Here is a 16,501-nt window from a genome sequence, read left to right on the forward strand (position 1 = left end):
CCGAAAGAACACAGATGACCGAACTCGACGCCCTGGCTCCCGGTCCGGTCGGCCGATGGACGCACGAACACGTCGTCGTCGAGCAGACCGACGACTTCGCAGTCGGTGCTCTGGTAGCCAACCGAGCCGGCGGACTGCTCACGGTGCGCCACGCACTGACGTCCTCCCACATCGCCGAGAGCCTCGTCCCGGTGATCACCGATCTCGAACTGTCACAGCGCGAGTTCGAACTCGTCATGGTCGGTCTGGTGAGGTCCACCGTCGACGATCCGGTCGAGGCCTGGACCACCTACTACCGAAACTCTCTGGACCACTTACTGCGCGGTACATCGGAATTCGCACCGGTACACGAACGTGCCGAATCCCTCGTTCGCGGATCCGTCCTCGATCTTGGATCGTGCTTCGGATTCTTCCCTCTCCGGCTCGGCATGGGCGGCCATCGGGTCACCGCCACCGACCTGTCTGCCGGGACGATGCGCCTTCTCGGAACGGTCGCGCCACACCTGGGTGTCACCCTCGACGTGATCACCGCCGATGCAGCGGGAGTACCCGTGCCCGACAATTCGGCCGACACCGTTACCGCACTTCATCTCCTCGAACACGTCGACGAGCACCTGGGTGTGCGAATTCTCGACGAGGCCCTACGGATAGCGCGCGAGCGTGTCGTCATTGCCGTTCCCTTCGAAGCCGAGGCCACGGCCTGCCACGGGCACATTCGCACCTTCGACACAGCCACATTGGCCGCCCTCGGCCGTAGCGTCGGCCGCCCCTTCGAGGTCGAAGAGTTCCGTGGCGGATGGTTGGTCATCGATGCTTCGATGGTGCCCGCAGCTGTCGTCTGATCAGATCAGTCCCTGCTTGCTCGCGGCATACACGGCTTCGGCTCGTCGTCCCACTCCAAGCTTTCGCATGATGTTGCTGACGTGGAACTTGACGGTCGTTCCGGAGATGAACAGCTGCGTCCCGATGCCGTTGTTGGACAACCCCGTTGCGAGTAGCCGAAGCACTTCGAGCTCTCGGCCGGTCAGCCGTTCGACGGCCCCGCCCTGGCCGCCCAGAGACCGAACGACGGCCGATGCGCTGCGCGAGTCGAATGCGCTCTCCCCGCGCGAGACCGCCCGGATCGCGCGCACCAGCTCGGTGGTATCGACGTCCTTGACGACGTAGCCCCGGGCACCGGCGTGCACCGCCTCGACGACCAGCCTGTCGTCGAGGAAGGTCGTCAATACGAGCAGGCCGATGCCCGGATGTGCCACCGAGAGTTTCGCGCACAGTACGAGCCCCTCGTAATCGGTACCGGCGGAGAGCTTCAGATCCATCAGCACGATGTCCGGTGCCAGTCGGTCCACCACCGCGAGACCCTCGTCGAGAGAGGATGCCTCGCCGACGACCGACAGGTCCGCCTGTCGCTCGAGCACCGACTTGAGCCCGTCTCGCAGGATCGCATGGTCGTCGACGAGCACTATTCGTACGAGGGCGGTGTCAACGGTCACTTACGTCTCATTCCCGATTGTGGAGATACCGATTGTGGGGATACGCACCGCGATACGCACACCCCCTATTCGTGCCCTGCGAATTTCGAGCACGCCGCCGTGTTCGCGCGCGCGTGTCGCCATGTTGGCGAGACCTCGGTGCCGACCGTCGACGTCGTTCTTCTCGGCCATCCGCAACATCACCCGAAGATGCGCCGGATCACCGTTGCCGTCGTCGGCAACGGACAACTGCACGTGATCGGCTCGGTACGCCAATCGCAAGATCGCCCTCGACGCACGCGCATGTACTGCCGTGTTGAACAACGCTTCTCCTGCGATACGCAGCAACCCGTGCTCGCACTCGCTGCCCAGCTCGACAGGAGTTCCCTCGACTGTGAACGACACGCTCAACTCGTCCGGCATGTGCACCACCGACAGCTGTTCGAGCATCTCGGGCAACGACGTTCGATCCGCATCGCCGGAATGATGCAGCGCGTAGATCGCCGACCTCAGTTGTTCGACCGCGCGCCGCGTCAACTCCTTCGCAAGATCGAGGCGCTCACCGCGCTCGGCGCTCGGAATGTCACCCAGACACACCTCGATCTGCATCCCAGCCGACAGCACCGCCTGCGTCACACTGTCGTGCAGTTCACGAGCGATGCGGTGACGTTCGTCGTCGAGTACTTGATGTCGGTGCGCCGCACCCAGTTGACGTTGTGTGGCTTCGAGTTCGGCGTTGCGCACCGCCAGATCTGCTGCTGTGCGGTGCGCTTCGGCGTATGCCTGTTCCGTGCGCTCGAGCAACACCCGACGGCTCTGGTACAACGCCGAATTCTGTAGTGCGACCGCCGTTTGGCTGGCCAGGATGCTGAGTACCGCGGAGTCGGTGGCGTCGAGGACACGATGTTCCGGCGTCCACGCCGCGAACGCTCCGACCACACCGCCGTCGAGGGCGATCGGCACGAAGGCGTGGTGTGGATCGATCACCGGTTCACGCCCGTCACCGGCAGTGGCGAGACGAATGGATTCGAGGCAGTCGACGACATCGTCCGGCAGCGGCGGGCCTTCGACGTTGTCGACGAGAAACGGCGTCGCATCCGGGCCGAGTACGAGACGCCTCGGCCCGGCTTCTCCCAGCGCCCCGTCCGCGAGAGCGAACACCACCCACTGTGCGCTCAGGTGTGCTCGAGCGGCTTCTGCAACCGCGCAGATGAGGGTTTCCGGGCCGTCCACCGTCCGTACGAGTGCGCGGGAGATCGACTCCAATGCGTGCACCACTCGTTCGGTACGTTCGGCCGCACCACGGTACTGCGGGTAGAACGTGCCCTTGCTCGACCGCAGGCCGGTCAGTAGGGACAGATCCGGGCCGGACACGGTTACATCGCCGTTCGAAACAGGTCGGCCATCTCCCGATGGGTCGCCTGCCGGGGGTTGGTGGACATGCATGCATCGCGCAGCGCATTGGTCGCGAGAATGTCGATGTCTTCTTCGCTGACTCCGATGTCGCCGAGGCCCTTGGGAACTCCCACCTGCCGCGCGAGAAGTTCGACGCGTTCGGCCACCGCCATCGCCGCATCCTCCGCAAAGCCCCGTGCCTCGTCCAATCCGAGACTCGTCGCGATGGCCACGTACGGCAACGGATCGGCGGCGGCATTGAACCGAATGACATGGGGAAGCAGAACCCCGTTGATGACACCATGCGGCAGGTCGAGCAACCCGCCGACCTGATGGCTCATCGCGTGCGTTGCTCCCAGGATCGCGTTGGTGAACGCCAGACCGGCTTCGAGGCTGGCCTGGGCCATCGACGTCCTGGCGGACATGTCCGAGGGCGCGTCCATCGTGCGCGCCAGATGCGATGTCACCATGGTGACCGCGCGCAGCGCATGATGATCGGTCAACTGATTGTGACCGAGCGAGACGAACGCCTCGATACCGTGCGTCAACGCATCCAGTCCCGTTGCTGCATTGAGCCATTCGGGCATCGTGGTGAGGAGTCGAGGGTCGATGACGGTGATGTCGGGGACCAACGACCTGCCGAGGATGGTGATCTTGGTCGAGCGTGCCGTGTCGGTCACGATGCAGAACTGTGAGACGTCGGCACCCGTCCCGGACGTGGTGGGCACCATGACCAGCGGCGGTATGGGTCTGGTTGCCCGGTCGACGCCCTCGTAGTCGAGAATCGAGCCACCGTTGCCTGCCAGCACTGCGATCGCCTTTGCAGCGTCCATCACCGAACCACCGCCGATGGCGACCAGAACGTCGCAACCTGATTCCTGGTAGGCAGTGTGGCCCTGCGCGACCTCGACATCCTTGGGGTTCGGCGTGAGCCCGCTCCACGTGGTCGGTACCAGCCCCTGCGCTTCGAGGAGCAGAAGCAGCTGCGCGACCCACCCCGTCTCGATCAACCCGGCGTCGGTGATGACCATGGGCCGACGGGCGCCGAGCCGCAGTGCCGCGTGTGCGACCTCGCCCAGCGAGTCCTGTCCGAACACTATCTCCGGAGCGTGAAACTTCAGCACTCGCGGCGTCTCCACCGCACTCCGGTGCGTATGGAAGTCATCGATTGCCCGACCGGTGGCTGCCGTCGTCACCGTGGCTGCCGATTCCATCATGTCTTCTCGCCTCTGCCCTGCCTAGCGTCGCGCTGCGTCGAACGACTGACTCTGTGAAACGACCGCGAACAACGACAATGCCATGTGATGCACGTTACAACCATAGAAGGTGCGCCGCCGAACGCCCACCGGCCGCAGGAGAGGCGACCACCTGCCCGATCGGGCAGGTTACGACAGGGCGTGCCCCAACTGGGCAGCCTGCGCGGTCAGCTGCGCACCATCCCTGGCGACGACGACGTGGTCGCATACCGTCTCGTACTCGGTCATCGAGCAGGACGCCTGTGCCCAGTAGCGACGATCCTCCGGCGTGATCCAGGCCAGACGGTGAACCCTGTCGCGAATTCCCTGCAGCGACTCCACACCGGGAGGCTGACCGTTGCAGCGGCCGTCGCCGACCACGATGACCGCCGTTCTCTTGTCGAGGACGTCGCCGTGCCGCTCGAGCAACTCGTCGAAGGTCCGTCCGTAATCACTGCTCGCCTCGAGGTCGAGTCGAGCGTCCGCCAACACCGCGGCGAGCGCACCGTCCCCCGAGCTCGCGAGCAGGGTTGTCGTGACATCGACAGGCGAGTCGACGAAACCCAACACCGTGCACCGGTGCGCCCGTCGATGCATCGATTGAGCGAGGCGCAGTGTGAACGCGGTGATCGGGCGCACCGACAACGACACGTCGGCGAGGATCAGCAAGCGAACTCGATCGGGCACCGGTGTACGCGTCACGAGATGAAACGGAATACCATCTGTGCGCAGGCTCGCCCGCACCGTTCGACGCATGTCCAGTGGGCCGGCTCCGCGCTCTCGCGGACGCGGCTTCGGCTTACCGCGCATCCTCCTGAGCACCTCGTGCGTCGCGCGTTCGATCTCCGCGTGACGATCCGGCGTCGCAGTCGGCGCGAAATCCTCGGGCGGGTCGCATTGTCCGCCCGCAACCTCACCCAGTGCCTGTACGAATGCCTCGACGGCAGCCGCAAGCCTGTCCAACTGCGTCTCGGACATCGGCCCGGGATCGACGTTGTCCCCGTACATCTTTCGGGGGTCGTAGGAGTCGAACCACGCCATGATGCTCGCCGGGTCGTCCCAACTGATCGTGCCGGCGACGACGCCGGCGGTGGACGTCGCGAGTTCCCCCGCCGCCTGCGATCCGGAGCGTTCGAGGTCGAGGGTGTAGGTGACTCCGCGGCGCCCGACGTTGCCCTCTGTATCCACGGACAACTCGTTGTCCGCGGACACCATCGAGAAGTCGTCGTCGTCCTTGTGCGGGTTGAAGCCCTTGTCGGCTTCCGGAGTGTCGAACATTTCTCCGACGTCCGCCGCCCGCTCGTTGTATTCCGCGTACTTCCCGGTGTCCTGGTCTGCGCCGACCTCGAGCTGGTCCGGTAGCCCGCCCGCCACCTGGGCGTTCGACGGTCTCCGCTCGCCCTCGTCCGTGGTAGTCCCGTGCGTCTCCGCGAACAGGGCGTCGAACGCGGCGTCGAAACCGCGTTGCTCGTGCGCATATTTGGCAGTCGACGCTCGCAGCGCTGCACGCAGTACGCCACGGTCGCGCGCACCGATGAGCTCCAGGACCCGTCGAACCTCGATCACTTCGGCGGGCGACGCCGCGACGCCGCGCTGTCGCAGCAACCGCCCGAACGCAGCAGCCACCACGTCCAGAATCAGCGTCGGTGCGACAGGCGCGATCATCTGCGGACTCCGATACCGCCCTTGTCGCGGCCCCCGTGTCCGCGGAAAGCAGCGGTCGTGGTGTTTGCCGGTCGAGAAGCCACCGTGGCTGTTCGGTCTCCGGACCCCGGTTGCGCCTGCGGCGCCCCTTGCAGTGCGATCTCCATGTCCGACGAGTACTTCACCAGCGCAGCCAAGAGGTATTTCTTCGTTTCGGCCGTATGCCCGAGAACGGATGCGATTCGGGCAGCGTCGATCACCTCGGAGATCGACGGACTCTTGCGCAGCGGAAGTTCGCGCAGTTCGGCGGCCAGCGCGACGACGGACGACGCCACCTCCTGGCTCACCTCCGGCGCCCGGGCGGTGACGATCTCTCGCTCCCTCGTTGCCGTCGGGTAGTCGAGATGGAAGTGCAGGCACCGACGCTTGAGCGCCGAAGACAGTTCTCGGGTGTCGTTGGAAGTCAGAACAACCCAGGGATCGGACCGTGCGGTGAACGTGCCGACCTCCGGAATCGTCACCTGCTTCTCGGCAAGAACTTCGAGCAGCAGGGCCTCCATCGACTCCTCGGTCCGATCGACCTCGTCCACGAGGAGAACCACAGGTTCCACCGACAACACGGACTCGAGCAACGGACGAACGGCGAGGAAGGCTTCTGAGTACAGGCCGAAATCCCGGGCGGCGAGCAATGCCGACGCTTCGTCGATATCGGTCACGTGTTCGGTGAGTGCACTGATGCGGTCTCGCATCATCTGCACGTGCAGTAGCTGTTTGGCATAGTCCCACTCGTACAGGGCCCGATTGTCGTCGAGGCCCTCGTAGCACTGCAGCCGAACGAGTTTGCGTCCGCTGGCCGCTGCGAGCGCCTTCGCCAGTTCGGTCTTGCCGACTCCGGCCGGGCCTTCCAGGAGCAAAGGCCGGTCCAACACGGTTGCCAGGTGCACGACCGTGGCAAGGTCGTCGTCGGCGATGTAGTCCTCCTCGCTCAGCGCGGCCTGCAACTGTGCCGCGTCGGCGAAGCGAGTGAACCGGGAGTCGACATCGTCCACGGTCGTCAGGATGGTCATGGTGGTCCTCCTCGGACAACTCGACCCACGTGGGCGGAAATGTTTGCTGTTCAGAGATTTCCGCCCACCCGGGCGTAGCCGTTTCTCAGTACGAGTCGTTGAAAGCGTGTCCGACGACGGGGATCATCGAGCCCACCGTCACCTCGCGCGGGTTGCCCGGCGTGCACCAGTCGTCCTGAATGTGTTCGGAGATCTTCAGAACTGTTTTGTCGTCACCCGTCAGCACTTCGCCCCGGCCTTCGTACTTGCCGGTGTTCATCTGATTCTTGTCGTACGAATCGATGCGGACCTGCCCGAAATTGTCGGGGATGCCAACGTCCTTCGCGAGGCGAATCGCGGCCTCGACTGCAGCGTCGGCCGCCTGCACGGTGGTGAGGTTGCGAGTCTCGACGCCGAGGGCCCCTGCGAGCTGCGCGTACCGTTCGTACCGGGCAGGCAGGTTGTACTCCCACACTCGCGGGAGTGCGATGGCGTTGTTGAGACCGTGGTGGCTGTCGAAGAATGCGCTGACGGCGTGTGAGATCGAGTGAACGATTCCGAGGCCGCCGGAGTTGAAGGCCTGCCCGGCGATGTACTGCGCGTTCATCATTCCCTCTCGGGCCTTCAGGTTGCGCGGTTCGTACACTGCTTCCCGCAGGTTCTTCGCGACCAGTTCGACGGAGTAGAGCGCGTTGCCGAGCGACGGCGCGAAATCCAGTCGGGAGACGAACGGCTCGCTACCGTGCGCCAGGACGTCGAACCCGCAGAATGCTGTGAAGTGCTGCGGGCAGGTGTAATACAGCAGTGGGTCATCGATCGCGACGGTGACGATGGATGCTTCGTCGAACGCCACCCACTTGTGCGGCTTGTCCATGTCGGAGGTATCGGTGATCACGTATGCCCACGAGGTCTCCGAACCCGTTCCCGCAGTGGTGGATACCGCGATATGCGGCGGGTTCTCCTTGTTGGTGCTCTTCGCGAATCCCTCGAACTCGTTGATGTTGCGTCCGTCGTGGGCGATGACGATGCGGGCACCCTTGGCGGCGTCGTGGCTCGATCCACCGCCGACGGAGATGATGCTGTCGCACTTCTCCTTCTGATAGAGGGCAGCGGCGTCCATGACGTTGTAGTCCTTGGGATTGGACTCGACCTTGTCGAAGAGCACCACTTCGACGCCCTGGTATTCGATCTTGCCGATAAGTTCCTCGATGATCCCCGAGCCGCGCAGACCCGTGGTGATCAGCAGCGAGCGCTTGAAGCCGAGATTCTTCGCTTCGACGCCGATGATGTCGTGGGCGCCGACCCCGAGAAGGGCGCGCGGGAACGGGTGGAATTCCTTGATGGGAAAGTCCCAGATCTGGTTGAGCTCGATGGCCATGGGTGTCTCCTCGGTGGGTAAGTGGCGTGAACGTCGGCTGTGATCGGCGTCTCACTGACCACGACTTTGCGCGGTGACCCTTCCGATGTGAACGGGTTCGAGCGGGAACCCTGCTTTCGCGCGCACCGAACCGTCCGAACGGGCAGGCCCGGTCCTGCACGACACGGCCGGGTTGATCGACAGGACCCGGCGGTGATGGGTAAACTAGAACACGTTCCAATTCAGCGAGAGGACACTGCCGATGACCGAGGTGCCGCACGGCTCGCGATCGGTGCTGCTCACCGTGGCCGACGTCATCGACGAAACATCCGATGCCCGGTCGATCGTGTTCGCAGCACCCGAGACGTTCCGCTACCGGCCGGGCCAATTTCTGACGCTTCGCATCCCCAGCGAACGAACCGGCTCCGTCGCCCGGTGCTATTCGCTCGCGAGCTCACCCCACCGCGACGAGCCTCCGAAAGTCACGGTCAAACGCACCTCGGACGGGTACGGCTCCAACTGGGTCTGCGACAACGTTGCGGTTGGCGACACCATCGAGGTGCTGCCACCGTCCGGAACGTTCACCCCGGCCGAACTCGACGACGATTTCCTGCTGCTCGCAGCGGGGTCGGGCATCACCCCCGTCATGTCGATCCTCAAGTCCGCCCTGTCCGGCGGCGTCGGACAGGTGGTGCTGTTCTACGCCAACCGGAACGAGGACTCGGTGATCTTTTCCACCGAGTTAGCCGCGTTGGCAGCGGAATACCCCCGGCGCCTGGTCGTCCATCACTGGTTGGAGTCGGTACAGGGCCTGCCGACAAACGATCAATTGGCCGCTCTCACAGCCCCGTATCGCCGCCATACTGCCTTTCTCTGCGGGCCGGGCCCGTTCATGGACGCCGTCCACAAGGCCTTGGCGACGAGCGGATTCCCGCGCGACCGCGTGCACGCCGAGGTGTTCACTTCGCTCTCCGGTGACCCCTTCGCCGTTACCCCGGACGTCGCACTCACCGACGAGGACACCGCGACGGCCGCAACGGTCGTCGTCACCCTGGACGGCGAAACCCACACGCTGGCGTGGCCCCGCAAACAGACCCTCGTCGACGTGATGTCCGCCGAAGGGCTGGATGTGCCCTACTCCTGCCGCGAAGGCGAATGCGGCTCCTGCGCATGCACGATGGTCGACGGCGAGGTAACCATGGAAAACTCGGAGATCCTCGACGACGAAGACCTCGCAGACGGCATGATCCTCGGTTGTCAGGCGAAGCCGGTGTCCGACAACGTGCGCATCGAATTCTGACCGTACGCACCGACGGCCTCGAGCAACTCGACGTCATGACTGATCAGCAATACGCCCATCCCTGCAGCGGCCGCCTCGTCGCGAATCAACCGCACGACCCCGGCGGTGGAGGCGGCATCGAGCATCGCCGTCGCCTCGTCGCACACCAGATATCTGGGTCGTTGCACCAGGGCGCGGGCAATGCACGCGCGCTGCAACTGACCATCGCTCACCTCATGCGGACGCCGGGTCAACAGGTCCGGCGTCAGACCCACCCGTTCGGCCACGTCCTCGACCGTGAGGCCCTTAACCCCGACACCCCCGACCCCGCCGCCCACTACCCCGCCGCCCCCTACCCCGCCGGCCCGCCGCGCGATCACGGCCGGCTGTTCGATGATCGCGCGCAGCGTCATCCTCGGGTCCGTGGCTTCCCGCGGCGACTGAAACAGCAGCGCGACCTGTCTGCGCACCTCGGACGGCACCGCGAAGCCTGCCCCGCGCACCACCGTCCCGTCGATCGTCACCGTTCCCTCGCGCGGCTGCATCAGAAGAGCAAGCACGCGCGCCATGGTCGACTTGCCGGACCCGGAGGGGCCGGCCAGACCCACCAGAGCGCCCGCGGGAACCGAGAGCGAGGTCCGGTGCAGGACATCGCCAGTACCCGGATATCCGACGGTGACGCGCGTGGCATCGAGACTCACGGGCTCACCCGCGTTCGATACGACCGACTCCCCGCCGTCACCAGTTCGGTACGCCCGCCCGACTGCACCGACTCCGGCCTGCGCAGATAATAGACACAGTCGCCCGGGAGGTCTGTCAGCTGCGGCGGGATCCCCGGAATCGGATGCAGGCCACGAGAGGGCAACGCGTTGAGCAGGTCTCGGGTGTAGTCGTGCAGCGGATCGTCGAGCACCAGCGCTGCGGGGCCCGTCTCCATGATGCGCGAGGCGTACATGACGGCAACGGTGTCGGCAATACCGGAGCGAATCAGTGAGGACACATCGTGGGTGATGAGCAATACCGCAGCGCCGTCGTCGGCCGACCGGCGGAGTAGACCCAGAACGCGATCGGTGAGCTCACGGTCGAGATTGGCGGTCGGCTCGTCCGCGACGATCACCGCCGGGTCACCGACCAGCGCCGCGGCGATCGCGACCCGTTGCGCCATCCCCCCCGACAACTCGTGCGGATAGCAATCCAGATGAACGGGGTCGAGCCCCACTCGCCGCGCGAGGTCGTCGGGCCGCCGCGACGACCCCAACGCGCGGGCGGTCTCGGCCAGTTGGGACCGAGCCGTCCGCACCGGCGTCAGATACGACGATGCCGACTGTGGAATCAACGCCACATCCCGCCCGCGGAACGACGAGTCGGTGAAGACGTCGACGGTGCGGTCTGCAGTCCGCACCGAAACAGACCCCGATACGCGTGTCCGCGGCGGAAGCATCGCGAGAACCGCCGACGCCACAATGGATTTGCCGCAACCGGATTCACCGACCAGCGCGGTGACACTGCCCGCGGCGACCGACAGAGAGACACCGGAAGCCGCGTGCACCACCGACCCGCCCGGCAGCGGAATACGGACGGTCAGACCCTCGATGGACAGCGCGCTCACAGCGCCAACTTCGGCGGAACGGGCGCCGACACCGCGCCCCGAAGCGCGGATCCTGCGACGGCCACGGCAACCGTCGCGGTCAGTAATATCGCGGCGGGGAACACGAGCGTCCACCACCCGCCGAGGAGGAGGGAGCCGCGCGCCTCCGACAGCAGCGTTCCGAGACTCGGCTCGTGAGGCGGGAGACCGAAACCGAGGAAGGACAGGGTCGACTCGTGCCAGATCGCATGAGGCAGCAACAGTACGACGGCAATCGACGCCTGCGGCACGATCGCAGGCAGGACGTGACGAGCGAGCACGTGGGTTCGGCCCGCGCCGGCGACGATCGCGGCGTCGATGTACGGTCTCGACCGCAGGCCGAGGATCTCCGAACGAACGATCCGTGCCACCTGCGTCCAATGCGTGAGCGCGATCGACAGAACGATCGCCGCGATACTGCCGCGGAACATCGCGACGATCACGATGCCGAGTAGCAGGTGCGGCAGCGCATTGATCGCGTCGGTGCTGCGCATGACGATGCGGTCGACCCAGCCACCCCACACACCCGCGACCGAACCGACGGCGACACCGATGACCGTCGCGAGGAACGCGCACGCCGCGGCGATGAGCAACGACGTCCGGATGGCAGAGGCACTGCGCACGAAGAGGTCTCGGCCGGCCGAATCGGTGCCGAACCAGTGTGAACTCGACGGGTTCGCTCGCGCCGAGGCGAAGTCCGTGACTCGATCGTCGACGCCCGCCAGCCACGGAACGCCGACCGCATACAGCGCGAGCAGACCGAGAACCGACGCGGCGACGATCATCTTTCGGTCACCCATCGGTGGCCACTCTCGGATCCAGGCGCGCGACGACCATGTCGGCCAGCAACGAGCCGAGCATGACCGCGAACGTCGTCCCCACGGTCAGGATCGCAAGCAGAGCCATGTCCAGGTCACGCGCAGACGACACGATCGCCCCGGCTATCCCTGGCCAGGAGAACACCTCTTCCACCACAACCGCACCCACGACGAGCTCCGGCAGTCGAACACCCACGACATTGGCGAACGGGGCGAGCGACGTGGGCACGATGTGCCGCCGCGTCACCGTCGACGTCGGGATACCCCGTGCCAGCGCGCCCGCGACGAAATCTTCTCCCCTGGCCGCCGACACGGATGCACGCACCGCGAGCAACAGCCAGGGCAGCTGGGACACCGCCAGAACTGCCGCGGGTAACACCATGTGACGGGCAACAGACGAGACGGTGGGGTCGTCGCCGCCATCGGCGAGCCCGGCCACCGGGAGCCACCCGAACCCGAGTGCGAACACCGCGATCGCCCCAAGCGACAGTACGAACGGCGGAAGCCCCTGCACCACCACGCAGACGGCCGTGATCACCCGATCGAATGTGCCGCCGCTGCGGATGCCTGCTGCAACACCGAGCACCAGCGCGAGCGCGACGGCGCTCACCAAGGACGTTCCCGCCAACAACAGCGTCCACGGCACTCGTTCGACAAGCACTTGGGCAACCGGCTGTTCGAACGACCGCGACATTCCCAGATCACCGCCGAGAACCGTGCTCAACCAATCCCGGTACGTCACGTACCACGGCTGATCGAGCCCCAATTGGGCTGCGATGACCTGCTTGTCGGCATCGCTGGTGCTGGTGTATCGGACCCCCAGGTACGCGACCAGCGGATCGAACGGAGATGCCGCCGCCGCGGCGAACAACCCCGCAGACACCAGAGCACAGACGGGAAACACGAACAGCACACGCCGCGCGGCCATCCGAAGAATCCCCCGCCGGCGATGTTTCCGAATGCGCCGCGGCGCCACTACCTCCACACCGGGCGGCGCCCCGGTAACCGTCACGACGTCCGCTTCCAGGTTTGCAGCGACCACCACGGCCCCCAGGTGACCCCGTGCGTGTGCGGTTCCAGGATCGGGCCGGACATCGACCACTGCGAATCGACCGACACGTAGGTGTGATCGAGAAAGACCAGGAACACATAGCCGGGGTCGTCGATGTACGCCCGCTGAACCTGGCGATACGCGTCGTTCCGACGACCGACGTCCAGACTCCGCCTCCCGACGTCCAGCGCAGCGTCGACGGCCGAGTTCGAGTAGTCGCTCGCGTTGTCGTAGACGCCGCCGACGCCCGGCTCGCGAAAGCTGGAGTGAAGCGCGGCGAATGTCTGCGTGTCCGGGTCGTACGGCTCGGCACCTCCCCCGAGAAGTGTCCCGTCGAACGAGACACGCGGATCGATGCGGTCCCACGACAGTGCTTCGAGGTTCACTTCCACGCCGACGGCCAGGGCATCGGAGGCGAACGCCTGCGCGAGGTCGCGCCGAAGCGTATCCGTCGAGTTGTACATGAGCGTGAACTCGGCTCGGACGCCGTTCCTGCTGCGTATTTCGTCGACGCCTTCGATCCACCCCGCCCGCTCGAGGATGCGCTTCGCCTCCACAGGGTCATGACGGAATCCAGCGGCCGGATCGTGCGCGTCGCCGAACACCTCGGGGATGGGTGTCACCGCCGCGCGACCGTGACCACCGAGTACGTTGTCCACCAACGCATCCCGATCGACAGCCAAGTTCAGCGCCATGCGTACCGCCGGATCCCCGGCCACCGGATTGCCGGTCGGCAGCGAGACTCCGCGCCAGTCCGCAGAACTGTTGGCAGTCAACGAAAGTCCGTCGCGGTCGTCGAGAGTCTGCGCCAACAGCGGCGGTAACGAAGTCCCGTCGATCTCCCCCGCGGCCATCCGCTGCGCGCGTGTGTTGTCGTCCGGGACGTATAGCAATGTCAGCTTCTCGACCTCGGGCGCCCCACCGAAGTAATCCTCGTTGGCCTCGAATACCGCGCGATCCGGCGAGAGATCGACCAGAACGTACGGCCCGGTGCCGATCGGGCGGGTGTTCAACGTCGACTCCGTGGCAAGCCCGGGCGTCGCCACGGACTCCGAGGGAACCATCCCGATCAGCAGTTTCGTCGGAAGTGCCGCATACGGATACGCGAGCCGAAATTGCACCGTCCGGGCATCTAGCGCAACGACCTCGGTGATCATGTCGAACGACGTGCGCACCTCCGACGCCGAAGCCGGATCCAGAATGGCCTCGTAGGTGGCGACGACATCCGCGGCGTCGAACGTGGAACCGTCGGAGAACGTCACACCCTCGCGCAACGGCACGGTCCACACCGTGGCACTCGCGTCCGCAGTGGGGAGTTCCGCCGCCAGAGCCGGGGCGAAACCGGGAAGCCCACCTGTGCCCTCGACGTTCAGCTGCAGCAGTCCGTCGTACATCTTTGCCTCGCCCGCAGCGCCGTAGCCTGCGATCGGGTTGTACCCGCCGAGTTCGTAGCCGTCGGCGAGAACGATGCCGTCGTCCCCGCCGGTAGCTCCGGTCGGTGCGCTGCACGACGCCAGCACACAGGCAGCGGCGACCGCAGCAGCCATCGTCGACACTCTGCGCCTCATCGTCACTCCGCTGGTTCCACTCCTGCACTCATCTGAGCGTTTGTTCAGATGAACGAATGGTGCCATATGGGAGTCGCGACAGCAGACCCTAGAGAGGAGCAACGGCAGGGCGAACTATTTCATCGCGGCCTCTCCTACCGACGAGCGGGTTGGTCCACGCCCGCCAGCAGCCGACCTTCCTCGTGCGACAACGCGCTCTCCGGTAGCCGTCCATCCCTGCCACTGAGCGACACGGTCACCGCCCCCGAGCCCGTTGCAGGACGGCCCAGTTGGTCGATGCGACGCAGCGTCTGACGCGCGACCGCATCTGCGCTGTCGAACATCCGAGTTCCCCGCGGCAGCGCGGCGCTGATTTCGTCGACCACCAGCGGGTAGTGGGTACACCCGAGAACCACGGACTCGACATCCGTCGGGGTAGCGACAACAGCAGCCTCGATCGCCGCGGCAATCCCCCGCGCATCGCCGCGATCGATGGAGTCCGCAAGACCGTGGCAGGCGACCGGCGTCACGGTGCGCCCCACGGCGAACTCCGCGATCAACCGCGCTTGATAGTCACTGGCCGTGGTAGCAGCAGTGGCCCAAATCGCGATGCGATCACTGACCTCGGCCGCCGGTTTGATCGCCGGAACCGTGCCCACGACGGGAATCGACGGGCCCAGGTGAGCACGAAGATCCGACAATGCCACCACGCTCGCGGTGTTGCACGGCAGAACGATGACTTCCGAGCCGGCCGCCACCGCGCGATCGGCAGTGATGAGTACTCGATCGACCACCCAAGCATCGGGCTTCGGACCCCACGGCGCGTCGTCGGGATCCATCAGCAGAAACAGATCGAGCTCGGGGCGCAACTCGCGCAGGCGCGCGGCGGTGGGCAGCATGCCCAACCCCGAGTCGATCAGCCCGACGATCACGCGCTATCTACCAAGTGCCTGCTCGATGTCGCCGATCAGATCGGCGCCGTCCTCGATGCCGACCGACAGCCGCACGAGGTCGTCCGGCACCTCGAGCAGCGAACCGGCCGTCGAGGCGTGCGTCATCGCTCCCGGGTGCTCGATCAGCGATTCGACGCCGCCCAGCGACTCGGCGAGCGTGAAGATTTCGGTGCGAGCGCAGAAGTCGAGCGCCGCCTGCTTTCCACCGGCGAGCCGCACGGAGATCATGCCGCCGAACCTGCGCATCTGCTTCGCCGCCACCTGGTGCGACGGGTGTGAAGCCAGGCCGGGGTAGATGACCTTGGAAATCGCGGAGTGGCCGTCGAGCAGCTCGACGAGCTTCTCCGCGTTGTCGCTATGGCGTTCCATCCGCAACGCGAGGGTCTTGATGCCGCGGAGCGTCAGGAAGGCATCGAACGGCCCCGGGACGCCGCCTGCGCCGTTCTGGAGGAACGCGAACCCGGCGTCCAACTCCTCGTCGTCCGTGATCAGCGCGCCGCCGACGACATCGGAATGCCCGCCGATGTACTTGGTCGTCGAGTGCAGCACGACGTCGGCGCCCAGCAGAAGCGGCTGCTGCAGGTAGGGCGACGCGAACGTGTTGTCGACGACGAGCTTCGCGTTCCGCGCGTGCGCGACCTCTGCCAGCGCGGCGATGTCACCGACGTTGAGCAGCGGGTTGGTGGGAGTCTCGACCCAGACCAGCTTGGTGTTGGGGCGAATAGCGTCCCGCACGGCGTCTACATCGGACACTGCGGCAACGGAGTACTCGATTCCCCACTGGGTGAAGACCTTGTCGATGAGTCGGAACGTACCGCCGTACGCGTCGTTGGGGATGACGAGGTGGTCGCCCGGCCGAAGCGTGGAGCGCAGCAAGGCGTCAGTGGCGGCCATTCCCGACGAGAACGCCCGGCCGTACGTGCCCGATTCGATGGCGGCGAGATTGGCTTCGAGCGGCCGCCGCGTCGGGTTGCCGGTGCGGGCGTACTCGAAGCCGTTGCGCATGCCGCCGACGCCATCTTGAGCGAACGTCGAGCTGGCATAGATGGGGACGTTGACCGCGCCGGTCGCTGGATC

At 65.7% G+C, this 16,501-nt stretch carries 15 protein-coding genes; 2 read left to right on the top strand and 13 right to left on the bottom strand.

The window, feature by feature from the left end; all coding sequences use genetic code 11:
• The first annotated feature begins 14 nt into the window (after positions 1–14).
• Positions 15–842, top strand: coding sequence for a mycofactocin oligosaccharide methyltransferase MftM (gene mftM / locus WBQ44_RS23870; protein WP_495569144.1), 828 nt, complete (start codon positions 15–17; stop codon positions 840–842).
• On the opposite strand, the gene WBQ44_RS23875 is transcribed toward mftM, so the two are convergent.
• The 6 genes from WBQ44_RS23875 to mdo all read right to left on the bottom strand — a co-directional run bounded on the left by WBQ44_RS23875 (position 843) and on the right by mdo (position 8,170).
• Positions 843–1,493: a MadR family response regulator transcription factor gene (locus WBQ44_RS23875; RefSeq protein ID WP_495569132.1), complete on the bottom strand. Its 651-nt coding sequence runs from the start codon at positions 1,491–1,493 to the stop codon at positions 843–845.
• Positions 1,494–2,846 (bottom strand): MadS family sensor histidine kinase, encoded by a 1,353-nt coding sequence (locus WBQ44_RS23880; protein WP_495569133.1) that lies wholly within the window; start codon positions 2,844–2,846, stop codon positions 1,494–1,496.
• A gap of 2 nt (positions 2,847–2,848) precedes the next feature.
• Complete coding sequence (locus tag WBQ44_RS23885; RefSeq protein ID WP_495569145.1) at positions 2,849–4,081, bottom strand: iron-containing alcohol dehydrogenase; 1,233 nt, start codon at positions 4,079–4,081, stop codon at positions 2,849–2,851.
• A gap of 171 nt (positions 4,082–4,252) precedes the next feature.
• Positions 4,253–5,767 carry a MadC family VWA domain-containing protein gene (gene madC, locus WBQ44_RS23890; RefSeq protein WP_495569134.1) on the bottom strand — a complete coding sequence of 505 codons (1,515 nt, stop codon included), beginning with the start codon at positions 5,765–5,767 and terminating at the stop codon, positions 4,253–4,255.
• Positions 5,764–6,813, bottom strand: coding sequence for a MadB family AAA-type ATPase (locus tag WBQ44_RS23895; RefSeq protein WP_495569135.1), 1,050 nt, complete (start codon positions 6,811–6,813; stop codon positions 5,764–5,766). Before WBQ44_RS23895 ends, madC begins: the two co-directional genes overlap by 4 nt.
• Positions 6,814–6,898: 85 nt before the next feature.
• Complete coding sequence (gene mdo, locus WBQ44_RS23900; RefSeq protein ID WP_495569136.1) at positions 6,899–8,170, bottom strand: NDMA-dependent methanol dehydrogenase; 1,272 nt, start codon at positions 8,168–8,170, stop codon at positions 6,899–6,901.
• Positions 8,171–8,405: 235 nt separating this feature from the next.
• Here mdo and WBQ44_RS23905 point away from each other — a divergent pair, with 235 nt between their 5' ends.
• Entirely contained in the window at positions 8,406–9,449 is a 1,044-nt protein-coding gene (locus WBQ44_RS23905; protein WP_495569146.1) for a 2Fe-2S iron-sulfur cluster-binding protein, read from the top strand.
• On the opposite strand, the gene WBQ44_RS23910 is transcribed toward WBQ44_RS23905, so the two are convergent.
• From WBQ44_RS23910 to WBQ44_RS23940, 7 genes are all read right to left on the bottom strand, one after another.
• Positions 9,407–10,129, bottom strand: coding sequence for an ABC transporter ATP-binding protein (locus WBQ44_RS23910; RefSeq protein WP_495569137.1), 723 nt, complete (start codon positions 10,127–10,129; stop codon positions 9,407–9,409). The genes WBQ44_RS23905 and WBQ44_RS23910 overlap by 43 nt on opposite strands.
• Entirely contained in the window at positions 10,126–11,037 is a 912-nt protein-coding gene (locus tag WBQ44_RS23915) for an ATP-binding cassette domain-containing protein (protein ID WP_495569138.1), read from the bottom strand. Before WBQ44_RS23915 ends, WBQ44_RS23910 begins: the two co-directional genes overlap by 4 nt.
• Entirely contained in the window at positions 11,034–11,855 is an 822-nt protein-coding gene (locus tag WBQ44_RS23920) for an ABC transporter permease (RefSeq protein ID WP_495569139.1), read from the bottom strand. Before WBQ44_RS23920 ends, WBQ44_RS23915 begins: the two co-directional genes overlap by 4 nt.
• The gene (locus WBQ44_RS23925; protein ID WP_495569140.1) at positions 11,848–12,801 is read right to left on the bottom strand and encodes an ABC transporter permease; all 954 of its coding nucleotides are present in this window, start codon (positions 12,799–12,801) and stop codon (positions 11,848–11,850) included. The genes WBQ44_RS23920 and WBQ44_RS23925 overlap by 8 nt, the downstream gene beginning before the upstream one ends.
• Before the next feature lie 80 nt (positions 12,802–12,881).
• Entirely contained in the window at positions 12,882–14,471 is a 1,590-nt protein-coding gene (locus WBQ44_RS23930; protein WP_495569141.1) for an ABC transporter substrate-binding protein, read from the bottom strand.
• 155 nt (positions 14,472–14,626) lie between these two features.
• Positions 14,627–15,403: a glutamate racemase gene (locus WBQ44_RS23935; protein WP_495569142.1), complete on the bottom strand. Its 777-nt coding sequence runs from the start codon at positions 15,401–15,403 to the stop codon at positions 14,627–14,629.
• A gap of 3 nt (positions 15,404–15,406) precedes the next feature.
• Positions 15,407–16,501, bottom strand: a 1,095-nt coding sequence (locus WBQ44_RS23940; RefSeq protein WP_495569143.1) for a cystathionine gamma-synthase, incomplete at its 5' end; no start/stop codon positions are given.

This window comes from Rhodococcus sp. (in: high G+C Gram-positive bacteria) (assembly GCF_049591685.1).
Lineage (GTDB): Bacteria > Actinomycetota > Actinomycetes > Mycobacteriales > Mycobacteriaceae > Rhodococcoides.

Coding starts and splice junctions, on each gene's coding strand:
- mftM (WP_495569144.1), top strand. CDS start 15: ATGACCGAACTCGACGCCCTGGCTCCCGGTCCGGTCGGCCGATGGACG.
- WBQ44_RS23885 (WP_495569145.1), bottom strand. CDS start 4,081: ATGGAATCGGCAGCCACGGTGACGACGGCAGCCACCGGTCGGGCAATC.
- WBQ44_RS23930 (WP_495569141.1), bottom strand. CDS start 14,471: ATGGCTGCTGCGGTCGCCGCTGCCTGTGTGCTGGCGTCGTGCAGCGCA.
- WBQ44_RS23920 (WP_495569139.1), bottom strand. CDS start 11,855: ATGGGTGACCGAAAGATGATCGTCGCCGCGTCGGTTCTCGGTCTGCTC.
- mdo (WP_495569136.1), bottom strand. CDS start 8,170: ATGGCCATCGAGCTCAACCAGATCTGGGACTTTCCCATCAAGGAATTC.
- madC (WP_495569134.1), bottom strand. CDS start 5,767: ATGATCGCGCCTGTCGCACCGACGCTGATTCTGGACGTGGTGGCTGCT.
- WBQ44_RS23925 (WP_495569140.1), bottom strand. CDS start 12,801: ATGGCCGCGCGGCGTGTGCTGTTCGTGTTTCCCGTCTGTGCTCTGGTG.
- WBQ44_RS23895 (WP_495569135.1), bottom strand. CDS start 6,813: ATGACCATCCTGACGACCGTGGACGATGTCGACTCCCGGTTCACTCGC.